Origin of the sequence: Paraburkholderia sp. J67 (assembly GCF_905220265.1) — a bacterium.
In the GTDB taxonomy this organism is placed as follows: domain Bacteria; phylum Pseudomonadota; class Gammaproteobacteria; order Burkholderiales; family Burkholderiaceae; genus Paraburkholderia.
Genome location: NZ_CAJMZK010000003.1, coordinates 554,002 through 568,965, shown reverse-complemented (window position 1 = coordinate 568,965; position 14,964 = coordinate 554,002). Strand labels below are relative to the sequence as shown.

12 protein-coding genes are annotated in these 14,964 nt (G+C 64.7%); 5 read left to right on the top strand and 7 right to left on the bottom strand.

The features are described from left to right. Positions 1-4 precede the first annotated feature (4 nt). The 4 genes from mscL to mfd all read right to left on the bottom strand — a co-directional run bounded on the left by mscL (position 5) and on the right by mfd (position 6,636). Positions 5-454: a large conductance mechanosensitive channel protein MscL gene (mscL, locus tag U5782_RS09460; RefSeq protein WP_322043534.1), complete on the bottom strand. Its 450-nt coding sequence runs from the start codon at positions 452-454 to the stop codon at positions 5-7. 169 nt (positions 455-623) lie between these two features. After that, positions 624-1,694: a threonine/serine dehydratase gene (locus U5782_RS09455; protein ID WP_322043533.1), complete on the bottom strand. Its 1,071-nt coding sequence runs from the start codon at positions 1,692-1,694 to the stop codon at positions 624-626. Between the two features lie 31 nt (positions 1,695-1,725). After that, the gene (gene argE / locus U5782_RS09450; protein ID WP_322043532.1) at positions 1,726-2,985 is read right to left on the bottom strand and encodes an acetylornithine deacetylase; all 1,260 of its coding nucleotides are present in this window, start codon (positions 2,983-2,985) and stop codon (positions 1,726-1,728) included. Between the two features lie 171 nt (positions 2,986-3,156). Next, positions 3,157-6,636 carry a transcription-repair coupling factor gene (gene mfd / locus U5782_RS09445; RefSeq protein WP_322043531.1) on the bottom strand — a complete coding sequence of 1,160 codons (3,480 nt, stop codon included), beginning with the start codon at positions 6,634-6,636 and terminating at the stop codon, positions 3,157-3,159. A 308-nt stretch (positions 6,637-6,944) separates the two neighbouring features. Here mfd and ispD point away from each other — a divergent pair, with 308 nt between their 5' ends. The 3 genes from ispD (at position 6,945) to U5782_RS09430 (ending at position 9,572) form a co-directional block, all read left to right on the top strand. Continuing rightward, positions 6,945-7,685, top strand: a complete 741-nt coding sequence (ispD, locus tag U5782_RS09440) for a 2-C-methyl-D-erythritol 4-phosphate cytidylyltransferase (protein WP_322043530.1) — start codon at positions 6,945-6,947, stop codon at positions 7,683-7,685. A gap of 36 nt (positions 7,686-7,721) precedes the next feature. Next, complete coding sequence (ispF, locus tag U5782_RS09435; RefSeq protein ID WP_322043529.1) at positions 7,722-8,201, top strand: 2-C-methyl-D-erythritol 2,4-cyclodiphosphate synthase; 480 nt, start codon at positions 7,722-7,724, stop codon at positions 8,199-8,201. A 231-nt stretch (positions 8,202-8,432) separates the two neighbouring features. Further along, positions 8,433-9,572, top strand: coding sequence for an acyltransferase family protein (locus tag U5782_RS09430; RefSeq protein WP_415914279.1), 1,140 nt, complete (start codon positions 8,433-8,435; stop codon positions 9,570-9,572). Between the two features lie 20 nt (positions 9,573-9,592). Here U5782_RS09430 and U5782_RS09425 read toward each other — a convergent pair whose 3' ends face one another. The 3 genes from U5782_RS09425 to ompR form a co-directional block, all read right to left on the bottom strand. Next, a complete protein-coding gene (locus tag U5782_RS09425) occupies positions 9,593-10,141 on the bottom strand; it encodes a peroxiredoxin (RefSeq protein ID WP_322043527.1) in 549 nt (182 codons plus the stop codon). Between the two features lie 169 nt (positions 10,142-10,310). Then, the gene (locus U5782_RS09420) at positions 10,311-11,660 is read right to left on the bottom strand and encodes an ATP-binding protein (RefSeq protein ID WP_322043526.1); all 1,350 of its coding nucleotides are present in this window, start codon (positions 11,658-11,660) and stop codon (positions 10,311-10,313) included. Positions 11,661-11,739: 79 nt separating this feature from the next. Continuing rightward, positions 11,740-12,474 (bottom strand): two-component system response regulator OmpR, encoded by a 735-nt coding sequence (ompR, locus tag U5782_RS09415; protein WP_027814652.1) that lies wholly within the window; start codon positions 12,472-12,474, stop codon positions 11,740-11,742. Between the two features lie 250 nt (positions 12,475-12,724). Between ompR and U5782_RS09410 the strand changes: the two genes are divergently transcribed. Next, the gene (locus U5782_RS09410) at positions 12,725-13,027 is read left to right on the top strand and encodes a hypothetical protein (protein ID WP_322043525.1); all 303 of its coding nucleotides are present in this window, start codon (positions 12,725-12,727) and stop codon (positions 13,025-13,027) included. A 292-nt stretch (positions 13,028-13,319) separates the two neighbouring features. After that, the gene (locus tag U5782_RS09405) at positions 13,320-14,939 is read left to right on the top strand and encodes a DUF1800 domain-containing protein (protein ID WP_322043524.1); all 1,620 of its coding nucleotides are present in this window, start codon (positions 13,320-13,322) and stop codon (positions 14,937-14,939) included. The last annotated feature ends 25 nt before the right edge of the window (positions 14,940-14,964 follow it).

Sequence of the window (14,964 nt, the reverse complement as noted above, 5' to 3'; positions counted from 1 at the left end):
GCGATCAGCGCGGATTGTTCTTCAGCGAATCGCGGATCTCACGCAGCAGCACGACATCTTCGGGCGTGGGCGGCGGCTCGGCGGGGGCGGGCGCCTCTTCCGGATTGCGCAGCTTGTTGATGAACTTCACCATCAGAAAGATGATGAACGCGAGGATGATGAAGTTGATCAGCACCGTGATGAACGAGCCATAGCCGAACACGGCAACGCCCGCAGTTTGCAGATCCTTGTACGAATCGGGATTGCCTTTGTAGGTGGCCGGAATATGTCCGAGGCGCACGAACATGTTCGAGAAGTCGAGGCCGCCTGTGACCACGCCGATCACCGGCATGATCAGGTCTTTCACGACCGAGTTGACGATGCTCGAGAAGGCGCCGCCGATGATCACACCGACGGCGAGATCCATCACATTGCCTTTGACGGCGAATTCCTTGAATTCCTTGACTATGCTCATGAGCGGGCTCTCCTTGAGGGGCGGCGGCACGGGCCTGGGGACATAACGACGCATTGGCGCAATGATAGCGAACGCACTCGCAACGCGGTAGCGATTTGACATTGCCTGACATTTCGCCGATTGCGGTTTCGCTCCTTACCGGGCAATCGCAGGGCAAAAGCGCAGCGTATTACTGCACGTCGCGTGCCTGGGCGTCGTGCGTGTCGTGATCGCTGCGTTCGTCACGTTCGTTGCGCGCGAACGCAATCTGTTCGCTGAAACGTTGAGGATCGGTGTTGGTGCCGCACAGCAGGACACCTACGCGCTTGCCCTGCAAGGTATCGCGCAGCGGCCCGTAGAGCGCTGCCGTTGCCGCCGCGCAGGCCGGTTCGACGGCCAGCTTCAGTTCGTCGAACAACACGCGCATGGCGGCGCGCAGCGCGTCGTCGCTCACCGTGACGACGGCTTCGAGATGTCGACGGCACAGCGTATAGCTGTACTCCTCGGTGTGCGGCGACGCGAGCGAATCGGCGATCGTGTGCATATGGGGCAGGCGCAGCGTGTGATTGGCGGCGAAGCTGCGGCTCATCACGTCCGCGCCTTCGGGCTCCACGCCGTAGACGCGCACGCGCGGATTCGCGAGGCGCAGCGCCGTGGCCACGCCCGCCGCCAGGCCGCCGCCACCGATCGGCACGATTACGGCGTCGAGGTCGGGCGACTGGGTTGCCCATTCATAGCCGAGCGTCGCCGTGCCGAGCACCGTGCGATAGCCGTTGAAGGGATGCACGAAATAGCGGCCTTCCTCGGCTTCGATGCGGCGCACGATCTCGAAGGCCTCGTGGCTGTCGCTCGCGCGCACGATTTCCGCGCCCAGCCGCCGGCATTGATCCACGCGCGCTTCGCTCGCGGTGTGAAACAGCACGACCTTCGCGGCGAGGCCAAGCCGCATCGCTGCATACGCAACGGCAATCGCATGATTGCCGCCCGACACACAGGTCACGCCCGCGCTGCGCTGCGCGGCGTCGAGCGCGAGCAGGTGTGTGAACGCGCCCCGCACCTTGAAGCTGCCGCTTGCCTGCAACAGTTCGAATTTGAAATTGACGAGCGTGTCGCCGAGCGAGGGCAGATCGTGACGGTCGAACACCGGCGTGCGCAGCACCCACGGCGCGAGCGTGAAATGTTGCGAAGCGATTTCGTCGAGCGTGGGAATCGCTTCGCCGTCGATCGTGTGATCGGTGGGCAGCGGCGTGCCGGTGGACATGGGGTTCGGCTCTCGCAGGCGCGCAGTGGTGTCAGGACGGCTGGAAGTGCGCCTGCGCGTCCACCGACATCCCGCGCACGAGCTTGCGCAGGAATCCTTCGCAGGCCGAAAGTTGTTCGAGCGAGACGAACTCGTTCGGCTTGTGGGCCTGCTGGATATCGCCGGGACCGCACACCACGCTCGGAATGCCCGCGCGCGCGAACAGTCCCGCCTCGGTGCCGTAAGCGACCTTGCGGCGCGACTGGTCCGCGGTGAGTGCGCGCACGAGCTGCGTGATCGCAGCCTGTTCGCTGTCGTCGAGGCCAGGCGCCGCGGCGATCTTGCTGAACTCGATCGCGGGCACGGCGCCCGCCACGCCTTCGCGTTGCATCTTCGGCAGCAGGGTTTCGCGCGCGTAGTGTTCGATGCGCGCGAAAATCGCTTCCGGATCGAGCGTCGGCAGATTGCGGAATTCGAACGCGAAGCGGCATTCGGCGGGCACCGTGTTGATGGCGTTGCCGCCGTCGATCGTGCTGGTCTGCGCCGTGGTGAACGGCACGTCGTACAGCTCGTCGAACGGGCCTTGCGCGCGGAACTCGTCGGCCATGTCGCGGATGTAGCAGATCAGGCGCGCGGCGTATTCGATTGCATTGAGGCCGCGCGGCGTGAGCGACGAATGCGCCGCATGGCCGCGCACGCAACACTGGTAGGCGTTGATGCCCTTGTGCGCCACGATCGGCCGCATGCTCGTGGGTTCGCCGACGATGCAGCCATCCGGCTTCACGCCGCGTTTCACGAGTTCTTCGATCATGAGCGGCGCGCCGACGCAGCCCACTTCCTCGTCGAACGAGAGGGCGAAATGCAGCGGCTTCGCGAGCTTCATTTGCTGGATTTCCGGCACGAGCGTGAGCGCCGCGCCGATGAACCCCTTCATGTCGCATGTGCCGCGCCCATACAGAAGGCCGTCGCGAATCTCGGGCTTGAAGGGATCGCTATCCCACTTCTGGCCATCGACCGGCACGACGTCCGTGTGACCCGACAGCACGATGCCGCCGTTCGTCGTGCCGTCGTGCGCGGGCAGCGTGGCGAACAGATTCGCCCATTTGCCATCGCGCCCATAGGTGAGCGTCGATTCGATTCCGCGTGCGCGCAGATCGTCGCGCACGGTCTCGATCAGGCCGAGATTCGGATGACGGCTGACCGTGTCCATCGACACGAGGCGGGTGACCCAGGGAAGTGAAGCGGGGAGGTTCGACGAAGGTGCGGCGGGGGACTGCGTGGAAGACTGCGCTGTTTCAGCGGCCATGCTCATGGTGGACTCCGGCTTGCTTGTCTGATCCATATTACCCAAAAAGAATCAGGCTCGCCAAAGCCTTGGCAGAGGTTGCAGCGCGCGTGGATGTGGCGCGCTGCAACATGCCGTGTGGGCGGATGATCTGCCAGTTGAGGCGTCAGATCATCCGCTCAAGCGTGCTGCTGCCGCTCACGCACGCGGCGCCTGGGCACGCACGGGCGCGCCGAGTGCACGCAGCGTTTCCTTGACTGTTGCCACGCGCACCGCGAAATCGGGGCTGCGCGTTTCGATGCGCAGCTTGTCCTGGCCCGCGAGCTTGACGTGCTTGTGCTTCTGCACCATCTCGATGATGCGCATGGCGTCGACCGGCGGATTCGGCACGAACTGCAGGCCGATCACGGCTTCGCCGGCATCGATCTTGGTGATGCCGAGCGGCTTCGCGGCGAGTCGCAGGCGGTGCGTTTCGATCAGCGCGTGCGCCTGCGGCGGCATCTTGCCGAAACGGTCGATCAGCTCTTCCTGGATGCCGTCGATCGAATCGTCGTGCTCGCAATTGGCCAGACGCTTGTAGAGCGACAGCCGTTCCTGCACGTCGCCGCAATAGTCGGCGGGCAGGATCGCGGGCGCGTGCAGATTGATCTCGGTCGTCGCGGCGAGTGGCGCGTTCAGGTCCGGCTCGCGGCCGTCCTTGAGCGCCTTCACGGCGTCGTTGAGCATGTCCGTGTAGAGCTGGAAGCCGATCTCGTGAATCTCGCCCGACTGCTTGTCGCCCAGCACTTCGCCGGTGCCGCGGATTTCGAGGTCGTGCATCGCCAGATAGAAGCCCGCGCCCAGTTCCTCCATCTGCTGGATCGCTTCCAGACGGCGCTGCGCCTGCTTCGTGAGGCCCTGCGGATCGTGCACGAGCAGATACGCGTAGGCCTGGTGATGCGAGCGCCCGACCCGGCCGCGCAACTGGTGCAGCTGCGCGAGACCGAACTTGTCGGAGCGGTGGATGAGGATGGTGTTCGCGGTCGGCACGTCGATGCCGGTTTCGATAATCGTGGTACAGAGCAGCACGTTCGCGCGCTGCGCCACGAAATCGCGCATCACGGCTTCGAGCTCGCGCTCGTGCATCTGGCCGTGGGCCACGGCGATGCGCGCCTCCGGCACGAGCGCCTCGAGCATCGCGCGGCGGTTTTCGATGGTCTCGACTTCGTTGTGCAGGAAGTACACCTGGCCGCCGCGCTTGAGTTCGCGCAGCATCGCCTCGCGAATCACGCTGTCTTCCTCGCGGCGCACGAAGGTCTTGATGGCGAGGCGCTTTTGCGGCGCGGTCGCGATCACGGAGAAGTCGCGCAGGCCTTCGAGCGCCATGCCGAGCGTGCGCGGAATCGGCGTGGCGGTGAGCGTGAGCACGTCCACCTCGGCGCGCAGCGCCTTGAGCGCTTCTTTCTGGCGCACGCCAAAGCGGTGTTCCTCGTCGATGATCACGAGGCCGAGGCGCTTGAACTGCACATCCGATGACAGCAGCTTGTGCGTGCCGATCACGATATCGACGCTGCCTTCGTTGATCTGCTGGATCGCCGTGCTGACTTCCTTCGCGCTCTTGAAGCGCGACAGCTCGGCGATCCGCACGGGCCAGTCCGCGAAACGGTCGGTGAAGGTCTGCGTGTGTTGTTCGGCCAGCAGCGTGGTGGGCGAGAGGATCGCCACCTGCTTGCCGCCCATCACGGCGATGAAGGCCGCGCGCAGCGCCACTTCGGTCTTGCCGAAGCCGACGTCGCCGCACACGAGACGGTCCATCGGCTTGCCGCTCGTCATGTCGCCGATCACGGCGGCGATCGCCGCGGCCTGGTCGGGCGTTTCCTCGAAGCCGAAGCTCTCCGCGAACTTCACGTAGTCCTTCGGCTCGAGCGCGAATGCATGGCCTTCGCGTGCCGCACGGCGCGCGTAGAGATTCAAAAGCTCGGCGGCCGTATCGCGGATCTGTTGCGCAGCCTTGCGGCGCGCCTTTTCCCACTGGCCCGAACCGAGTGCGTGCAGCGGCGCGCTGTCCGGATCGGCGCCGCTATAGCGCGAAATCACGTGCAGTTGCGAAACCGGTACGTAGAGCTTGCTCGCGCTTGCGTACTCGAGGTGCAGGAATTCGGTGTCGCCTTCGCCGAGATCCATCGTCACGAGGCCGTGATAGCGGCCGATGCCGTGCTGCGCGTGCACGACCGGATCGCCCACCTTGAGCTCGGAGAGGTCGCGCACCATCGAATCGACGTTGCTTGCTTGCTCCTGGCGGCGGCGCCCAGCACGACGCGCGAGCGGGCCGTACAGCTCGGACTCGGTGATGATCGAGAGCGTCTCGCCGGGCAGCGCGAAGCCTGTCGACAGCGGCGCGACGCCCAGCACGAAGCGTTCGTCGCCGGTGAGCCAGTCCTCGAAACTGTCCGCCGTGGTGGGACGCAGATGGTTGTCCGCGAGCAGTTGCGCGATGGTCTCGCGCCGGCCCGCCGATTCCACCGCGAACAGCACGCGGTTCTTCGTGGTGTCGAGATAGCCGCGCAGCGCCGCGAGCGGGTCGTCGGCGTGACGGTCGATGGCGAGCGTCGGCAGCGGCGTGGCCCAGCCGCCCGCGCTCGCCGCGGGCAGCACGAGGCGCGCGAAGGGCTTGGCGAGCGTGAAGAAGTCCTCGTCGGTCAGGAAGAGGCGTTCGGGCTCGAGGATCGGCCGCTCGCGGTCGTGCGCGAGGAAGTTGTGGCGTTGCTTCGTATCGGCGGTGAAGCGGCGGATCGAGGTGTCCAGATCGCCCGAGAACACCAGTTGCGCGTTTTGCGGCAGGTAGTGGAACAGCGTGGCGGTCTCTTCGAAGAAGAGCGGCAGGTAGTACTCGATGCCCGCCGAGGGCACGCCGTTGCCGATGTCCTTGTAGATCGTCGCGCGGCTCGGGTCGCCCTCGAACACTTCGCGCCAGCGGCTGCGAAACGCCGTGCGCGACGCCTCGTCGAACGGAAATTCGCGCCCCGGCAAGAGGCGCACGTCCTTGACCGGATAGAGGCTGCGCTGGCTGTCCGGATCGAAGGCGCGGATCGAGTCGACCTGATCGTCGAACAGGTCGAGGCGGTAGGGCAGCGGCGAGCCCATCGGGAACAGGTCGATCAGCGAGCCGCGCACGCAGTATTCGCCCGGCCGCATGACCTGGCTCACGTGCTCGTAGCCGGCCAGCGTGAGCTGGGACTTGAGCTTCGCTTCGTCGAGGCGTTGGCCCTGGCTGAACGAGAACGTGTAGGCCGCGAGGAACGAGGCCGGCGGCATGCGGTAGAGCGCCGTGGTGGCCGGCACGATCAGGATGTCGCAACGGCCTTCGCCGAGGTCGTGCAGGGTCGCAAGGCGCTCGGAGACGAGATCCTGGTGCGGCGAGAACGTGTCGTAGGGCAGCGTTTCCCAGTCGGGCAGCAGGCGCACGCGCGCTTCGGGCGCGAAAAACGGGATTTCCTGGGCAAGACGCTGGGCGTCCACGGCGCTCGCGCAGATCACCGCGAGCAGCGGCGCGGTGTCGCGCGCGGCCTCGCGGTAACGGGCGATCAGGAGCGCGTCGGACGAGCCGTGCGTGCCGTCGAACGCATAGCGCTGCCCCGGCTTGACGACGGCGACCGGTGAAGCGGACGGGGACTTCGAGGATGCGGCGATTTCGGACATAGAGGCAACAGGTTGGCCCTGACGTGGCGCAGGCGGCTTGCATCGAGAGATGCGAGGCCACGCGCGCACCGCCTGGGTGCATGCGATCCGGACTGAAGACAGCCATTCGAAAGGCGCGCCTGCGCGCTGCTGGACGCCTGAATACCGCTCTGGCACAGCGTTGGCACGGCTTTCGCGCGGCCTTGCGAAGGGCTGCCGGCGTGCCCATTGCGCGCGCCGGCCGGTACGGCTTGCGGGCGTCGTGCGTGCGGGCAAAGGACCTATTATAAAATCCGTCCTTTACTTTGACTCATGCGGCTTGCGACACCGTGACTTCACGCCTATTTGCCCTGATCCCTTGCGCCGGCACCGGCAGCCGTTCGGGATCGACTCTGCCCAAGCAATACCGCACGGTCGCCGGGCGCGACCTCCTGCACTATACGCTCGCGGCGTTCGACGCCTGCAGCGAATTCACCCAGACCCTCGTCGTCATTTCTCCCGACGATAGCCACTTCGACGCGCGCCGTTTCAGCGGTCTGCGCTTCGCGGTGCGCCGCAACGGCGGGGCCTCGCGCCAGGCGTCGGTCTATAACGGCCTCGTCGCGCTCACCGAGTTCGGCGCCACCGACGACGACTGGGTGCTCGTGCACGACGCGGCGCGCCCCGGCATCACGCCCGCGCTGATCCGCTCGCTCGTCGATGCGCTCAAGGACGATCCGGTCGGTGGCATCATGGCGCTGCCGGTGGCCGACACGCTCAAGCGCGTCGCGCCCCATAACGTGCCGGGCGGCCCGCGCATCGAGCGCACCGAGTCGCGCGACGGCCTCTGGCAGGCCCAGACGCCGCAGATGTTCCGCATCGGCATGCTGCGCGGCGCGATCGAGCGCGCCCAGCAGGAGGGCCACGATCTGACAGACGAAGCGAGCGCGATCGAATGGCTCGGCCATTCGCCGCGACTCGTGCAAGGCAGCCTGCGCAACTTCAAGGTGACGTACCCCGAAGATTTCGCGCTCGCCGAAGCCATTCTCAGCGCCAACCCAGGCCGGCCTGCCGGTAACGGCAGTCACTAGACGCGCCACGCACAACACCACACGGAAATCCCAAACATGGACCTCAGAATCGGACAAGGCTACGACGTGCACGCGCTCGTGCCGGGACGCCCGCTCGTCATCGGCGGCGTGACGGTGCCTTACGACCGCGGCCTGCTCGGCCATTCGGACGCCGACGTGCTGCTGCACGCGATCACCGATGCACTCTTTGGCGCGGCCGCGCTCGGCGACATCGGTCGTCACTTTCCCGACACCGACAAGCAGTTCTACGGCGCGAACAGCCGCGTGCTGCTGCGCGAATGCCTGCGCCGCGTGGAAGAGGCTGGCTTCACGCTGATCAATGTCGACAGCACCGTGATCGCCCAGGCGCCCAAGCTCTCGCCGCATATCGACGCCATGCGCGCGTGCATCGCGGAAGACCTGAAGTTGCCGCTCGATCGCGTCAACGTGAAGGCGAAGACCAACGAAAAGCTCGGTTACCTGGGCCGCAGCGAAGGGATTGAAGCGCAGGCGGCGGTGCTGCTTACGCGCGCCTGACGCTCGCTTGATCACGCATTTCAGGCCTTGAAACAAAGGCTTTTGTTCTGCCGATCGAAGCCGCGCGCAAGCGGCATTCCCTGAAAGCGTGAGTTTGCGTGAGCAGGGCGCATGCCCGCTCGACGAAGAAGGGCGATGGTTGCATCTGCAATCATCGCCCTTGTTTTTCTTGCGATTTATTTCCGTTTTTATCGCCGTATGCTGAAGCGGTAACCGCAAGCATAAAAGGCAATGACGGGACTCGAAAGACGCGTGAAAGGCCTCGATGGTCTGAGGGCGCTGGCCGTGATGCTGGTGTTCCTCGCGCACAAGGCACATGTCGAAGCCATCGACGCGGGCAAGATCGGCGTGTGGCTGTTCTTCCTCATCAGCGGCTATCTGATCATCGGCGAGTTGCATCGCAATCGCCTGCGCATCGAGCAACGCGCCGAGCGGCGCGATGCGGTGCTCTACATATTCTTCGTCAAGCGCGCGTTAAGGATCTTTCCGGTCTATTACCTGTTGCTGATCGCGCTGACGATTGCGCATGCGTGGTTCTATCAACGTGATGTCGATCTCGGGCTCGCGTGGCATTTTGCATTCCTGTCTAATTTCTGGATTGGCATGGTGCACGACGGCTGGCCGGGGACGGTTTCGCATTTCTGGAGCCTCGCGGTCGAGCAGCAGTTCTATCTGGTTGCGCCATTCGCATTGATATTTGCGCGCGCCTCGCGCCATCTGGGGATGTGCATCGGCATGATCGGCGCGGCGGCGCTTGCGCATCTCGCGCTCTATGCGAGTGGTGCAATCGAACCGCTCGTGTATGCCTTTTCGCCGTGGAATTTCGCTTTGCTCGCGCTCGGTGGGGCGCTGGCGATCGGCGGCGAGCGCGTGCACGTGGCAGGGCATTTGCCTGCCGCGCTGTGGTGTGGACTTGCGTTTGTGTGTCTTGGCGTCTTCGCTTTCGCGCGCGCCGATTGCCTGACCTGTGAAGCGGCGCAGCGTGCGTTGATCCCCGGCTTGCTCGATATCGGTCTTGCGCTCTCGCTAGGTGCCGTGTTTCTGTGGATCGTGCGTCGTCAGGACAGCGCGCTGGTGATGGCGCTGGAGGCGCGGCCGCTCGCGTATCTCGGCACCATCAGTTACGGCTTCTACCTGTTCCACAACCTGGTGCCATCGCGGTTGGGCGACGCGCCGGTGCTCTATACGCGGCTGCATTTGCCGGTGCACGTGCAGGATTGGCTGCCGCTCGGCTTGCAATTCGCACTGGCCGTGTTACTGGCGCATCTCTCGTGGCAACTGCTGGAAAAGCGCGTGCTGGAGTGGAAGGCGCCGCTGAGCGCCACGATTCGCAATCGTCTGCCCGCGCATAGTGCCGCTGAGCAGACGTGAGTTGTGCGTCGACGTGAACGCTAGAACGTTGCGCCGCCGATTTCCCGCCCGCCCGGACAGAGCTCGCCGGTCTGCAGCCCGTCGAGCACGCGCAGCACCTCGATGGCGCTGCGCCCGACGTTGAGGCTGTTCACGGAGACGTGCTGGATGGTGTTGTCCGGATCGACGATGAAGGTCGCGCGCAAGGCTACGCCCGCTTCCTTGTCGCGGATGCCGAGCTGATCGATCAGTTCGCCCTTCACATCGCCGAACGAATAGTGGTTCAGGCGGTCGAGCTCCTTGTTCTCGCGCCGCCACGCGAGCTTCACATACTCGTTGTCGCAACTGCCGCCCATCAGCACGGTGTCGCGGTCGGCGAACTCCTTCTGCAACAGCGCGAACGCGACGATCTCGGTCGGGCAGACCACCGTGAAATCCTTCGGATAGAAGTAGATCACTTTCCACTTGTCGGAGAAGGTCTGCTCGGTGATTTCGAGGAAGGCCGATTCGCCGTTTTCTTCGGGATGATTGAAGCCGGGCTTCGCGGCCGAGACGGTGAAGGCTGCCAGTTTGTCGCCCACGGTTTTCATGGCGTCGCTCCTTGAAGTCGTGACAAACGCACGCCCCGTGCGCGCGTCTTTCGTGCCAACTGTACTTCGACTGCATTCGACTGTATGCCGATTGTGGCAGGGGATCGCGACGCACGCCGCGAGCCTGCGCTGCGGCGTGGAACATCAACAGGAGGGAGAGGAAGGCCGCTCAGGCGCCCTTGGCGAGCGGAAACTCGATGGTCACTTCGAGGCCGGGGCCGGGCGCGCGGTTGCGCAGGCGCAGCGCGCCGCGATAACGGCCCACCAGGCGCTGCACGATAGCCATGCCAAGGCCAGTGCCGTTGGCCTGGGTGCGGGCGCTATCGACGCGGTAGAAGGGCCGTGTGACGAGCGAAAGCTGGTCTTCGGGAATCCCGGGCCCTTCGTCGACCACGGACAGCTCCACGCGCGAATGCGAGACGCGCGTTTCCAGCATGATGTGAGGAATGCCGTCGGTATCGCTCGCACCATATTTGCGCGCGTTCTCGATCAGGTTGCCGACAATGCGGCGCACGTCGGTATCGTCGGCTTCGATCACGGCCGTCGGCGCGAGGCGCGTGATGAGGCGCACCCCGTCTTCGGTCGCCATGCGCGCGGCCATTTCGCTCGCGATCACCGACAGGTCGACGCGCTCGGGCATGCGCTGCACGGGCCGCGCATAGTCGAGGAAGCGGCCGATGATCATGTCCATCTGCTCGATGTCGTCGACCATCGCGTCCTTGGTCGCCTGGTCGGACGGACTCATCTCCGTTTCCAGCCGCAGCCGCGCGAGCGGCGTGCGCAGGTCGTGCGAGATGCCCGCGAGCATCAGCGCGCGGTCGGCCTCCAGTTGTTCGAGGTCGCGCACCATCTGGTTGAACGAGCGGTTGGTTTCGGCGGCCACACCCATGCCGCTCTCGGGCAGCGCGGCGGGCGACTGCCCGGAGCCCACCATGCGCGCGGACATGGCCAGACGCGCGAACGGCCGGTTCACAAGGCTTGTGATGAAGGCGGCGCCGAACAGCGACAGCGCAAGCGCGGAAATACCCCAGCCGACCCACTGCAGGCCGGTGACGTTGTCGAGCTGGTCGCGGTCGAGCGCGACCCAGTAATCGTCGTCGTCGATCTTGAAGCTGATCCACACGCCCGGAATATCGTTCACGGACTGCGCGATCACGGTGTCGTCGCCCAGGCGCCCGCGAATGTCATGCTCGATCAGGCGATTGAGCGATTCGTCGGGTTGCAGCTTGTATTTGTCGGTGGTTTCGCGCGGATAGACGCGCACGCCCTCGTTGCTTTCCAGATCCTGGAGCAGCGCGCGGCGCAGGTCGGGATCGGAATAGAGCAGGGCCGTGCGTGTGAGCTTGACGACGGCGACGAGCTGTAGCGCCACGCGTTGTGCGCGCGGCTCACGTTCGATCACGCGAAAGCTCTGGAACCATGCTGCGAGGCTGACCGCGATGAGCAGCGCGATCAACAGGAAGGTGCGCCAGAACAGGTCGCCAAACGCGAGCGTTAGCAGACGCCGGTCAATGCGCATGAACCCTTCCCATCAACAAAGGCAGTGCTGGCAAACAGACACCCAGAGACAGCTTCGACACCATCGATACCACCTGGGCTCAGGCGGCGCCGTCGGGAATGAACACGTAGCCGAGGCCCCAGACCGTCTGGATGAAACGCGGGCTGCCCGGATCGGGTTCGATCAGCTTGCGCAGACGCGAGATCTGCACGTCGAGGCTGCGGTCGAACACTTCGTATTCACGCCCACGCGCAAGCTCCATGAGCTTTTCACGTGAGAGCGGCTGACGCGGATGGCGCGCGAACACCTTGAGCACCGAAAATTCGCCCGTGGTGAGCGGAATTTCCTGGCCAGCCTTGGTGAGCGTGCGGGTAGCGAGATTCAGCGCGAATTCGCCGAACTCGAACACCTCGGTGGTTTCCGAGGGCGCGCCCGGCAGCTCGGACGGCGCCTGACGGCGCAGCACGGCGTGAATACGCGCCACCAGCTCGCGCGGATTGAAGGGTTTCGGGAGGTAGTCGTCGGCGCCCATTTCGAGGCCGACGATGCGATCCACATCTTCGCCCTTGGCGGTGAGCATGATGATGGGCGTGCGGTCGTTGCTGCCGCGCAGGCGGCGGCAGATCGACAGGCCGTCTTCGCCAGGCAGCATCAGGTCGAGCACCAGCAGGTCGAAACGTTCACGCACCCACAGCTTGTTCATGGCGGGCGCGTTTTCCGCGACGTAGACGTTGAAGCCCTGCTCGCCGAGGTAGCGGCGCAGCAGGTCGCGCAGTCGCGGGTCGTCGTCGACAACGAGAATTTTGGACGGGTTCTTGGTTTCCATGCCTGGCATCTTAGCGCGATTGGGTTACGGTGCGAGATTGCACCGATTAGCAGGTTACAGTCAGTTACAAAATTTACCCGTGCTGTGCTACGGCATCAAGCACTGACAGATAGACTTCTTTACGTTTAGCGGCCATTCGGTAGATACTTCATTCGATTTTCGAACCAGTGCCCGTGTGAGAGCCGGGTCCACATGTATTCGAGGTAGCCGTTTGCCGCGTCAAGAAGGGAACAAAACGATGGGAGGGGTCGGCCCGACAATGCGCCACACCGTGATCGCACTGGCGTTGGCCAGCGGCGTCGCGGTGGCATTGGAAGCGGCGCCTGCCCATGCCCAGACCTTCGCCGACGGCCTTCATGCGGGCAGCCGCTACACGGGCAGGCCGCCGATCCGGCGCGTGCGCAACGATCAGCCGCCGCGTCCTGCTTCCGACATCAATCAACGTCCCGCCGTTCCGCCCGACCTCGACGAGCGTCGCCGCGACGGTCACATGACACCGGACGAGCGGCGCCTGCTGCGTCAGCATATCGAAGACGCGGTGCGCGAACTCTACAAGCGCTGATTCCCGGGTTCCCGCTGTCTGTTGCATCCTCTGCGTTTCAGCTTCAAGGTGTGTCGCCCGATGCACCGGTTCTGGATTCCCCGCCTGTCTTTCATTCCCTTTGCTTTATCCTCTTTGCGTTTCGCTCCGAATGTTGCGCAATACATGTCACGCGCAACGGCGCTGAAAAATTCCGTAGCAATTTGCCGTCAACAATGGCGCCATGCGGTCCGTTAAGCCGCTACATTCATCCTCTACGGATGCGCGGTCGGCTCATGCGCTCCTCGCACCCATGTCTGCCATGCAACGGTTCATGCGGTTCATGCCGGTCTCGTCACCCCGCCGCGCGGCGCTGGGTGCCGCTTGTTCAACGCTTGCTTCGGCGCTCGCTGCGCGGCCGTTACGTGCCGCCGCGCAATCCGCATCGCCATCCGCATCCGCGCTTCGGCATACGCATCGCACTGTCGCGGCGAATGCATCCATCTCGCCCGAGGACGCCGACCTGCTCGATGCCGACGACGCCACCCATTTGCTGATCCGTACGGGCTTCGCCCCGACGCCCGCCGATGTCGCGCCCTACGTCGGCCTCACGCGCGCGGCGGCCGTCGAGCAACTGCTAGGCATGACGCGTACCGACGCGCTCACGCCGTTGCCGGCCTGGGTCGGCGACACGCCCTTGACCCGCGCGCAACGCAATGCCCTCACGCCCGATCAGCGACGCGACGAACAGCGCACGCGCGGCCAGCACTACGACGAACTGCGCGCCTGGTGGATGCGCGAGTTCCTCGTGACACCGTCGCCGCTGACGGAGCGCATGACGCTCTTCTGGCACAACCACTTCACCTCAGGGCAGGACAAGGTTGCCGAGCCGCAAATGATGGCTCAGCAAAATGCGCTCCTGAGGCGTCATGCGCTCGGCAGTTTCGCGACCTTGCTTCACGAGGTCGCGAAAGACCCGGCCATGCTGCTCTATCTCGATGGCGCGAGCAACCGCAAGGGCAAACCTAACGAGAACTTCGCGCGCGAGGTGATGGAGCTCTTTACGCTCGGCGAAGGGCAGTACACACAGCAGGACGTTGCCGAGGCCGCGCGCGCGTACACCGGCTGGGGCGTCGATCCCGATACCGGGCGCTTCGACTGGCGTGCCCAGCAGCACGACGATGGTGTGAAGATCGTGCTCGGCCATAGCGGTTCGGTCGATGGCGACGCCGTGCTCGATATCCTGCTCGGTGAGCCGAACACCGCGCATTTCGTATCGGCGAAGCTTTGGCGCGAGTTCGTCTCGGACACGCCGGAACCGGCGCAGCTCGATAACGTGGCGGTGCGCTTTCGCTCGAGTGGCTACGACATCAAGGCGGCGCTCGGCGCGCTGCTGGTCACGCCCGCGTTCTGGGACGAACGCAATCGCGGCGTGCTGGTCAGCTCGCCGGTGGAATTCATCGTGGGCACGGTGCGGCGCTTCGATGTGAGTTATTCGAACACGGCGCAGTTTGCGCGCACCTCGGCTTCGCTCGGTCAAAATCTGTTCTATCCGCCGAATGTGAAGGGTTGGCCGGGCGGGTCCATGTGGATCAACAGCTCGACGCTGCTCGCACGCAAGCAGTTCGTCGAGCAGTTGTTTCGCGCAACCGAGGCGGGCCGTCCGCACATGGATGGTGCGATGACGAAGACGACTACAAGCCTTGCGACGGGCGCTGCGCCGAAAGCATCGCCGGCACCCGCACGGCCGATGCCGGGCGGCATGCGATTCGATCTGGACGGCTGGCTCGGCCGATATGGTTTGACGGCCGACGCGGTGCCCGGCCTGTCGGCGCAATTGCAGATGCAGCACGCGGTCTTGCCGCTCGCGCCAGTCGATGCGATCGCGGTGGGCAGCAGCGCCGAGGCTTATCTCCAGGCACTCCTGATGGATCCCGTGTATCAGCTGAAATGAGGCAAAGACTAAGCCAAAATGCGAC

What these genes read in the sequence shown, in the direction of transcription:
- U5782_RS09455 (WP_322043533.1), bottom strand. Translation starts at nt 1,694, where the DNA reads ATGTCCACCGGCACGCCGCTGCCCACCGATCACACGATCGACGGCGAA.
- U5782_RS09430 (WP_415914279.1), top strand. Translation starts at nt 8,433, where the DNA reads ATGACGGGACTCGAAAGACGCGTGAAAGGCCTCGATGGTCTGAGGGCG.
- U5782_RS09425 (WP_322043527.1), bottom strand. Translation starts at nt 10,141, where the DNA reads ATGAAAACCGTGGGCGACAAACTGGCAGCCTTCACCGTCTCGGCCGCG.
- mfd (WP_322043531.1), bottom strand. Translation starts at nt 6,636, where the DNA reads ATGTCCGAAATCGCCGCATCCTCGAAGTCCCCGTCCGCTTCACCGGTC.
- ompR (WP_027814652.1), bottom strand. Translation starts at nt 12,474, where the DNA reads ATGCCAGGCATGGAAACCAAGAACCCGTCCAAAATTCTCGTTGTCGAC.
- U5782_RS09420 (WP_322043526.1), bottom strand. Translation starts at nt 11,660, where the DNA reads ATGCGCATTGACCGGCGTCTGCTAACGCTCGCGTTTGGCGACCTGTTC.
- U5782_RS09410 (WP_322043525.1), top strand. Translation starts at nt 12,725, where the DNA reads ATGCGCCACACCGTGATCGCACTGGCGTTGGCCAGCGGCGTCGCGGTG.
- argE (WP_322043532.1), bottom strand. Translation starts at nt 2,985, where the DNA reads ATGAGCATGGCCGCTGAAACAGCGCAGTCTTCCACGCAGTCCCCCGCC.
- U5782_RS09405 (WP_322043524.1), top strand. Translation starts at nt 13,320, where the DNA reads ATGCGGTTCATGCCGGTCTCGTCACCCCGCCGCGCGGCGCTGGGTGCC.
- mscL (WP_322043534.1), bottom strand. Translation starts at nt 454, where the DNA reads ATGAGCATAGTCAAGGAATTCAAGGAATTCGCCGTCAAAGGCAATGTG.
- ispF (WP_322043529.1), top strand. Translation starts at nt 7,722, where the DNA reads ATGGACCTCAGAATCGGACAAGGCTACGACGTGCACGCGCTCGTGCCG.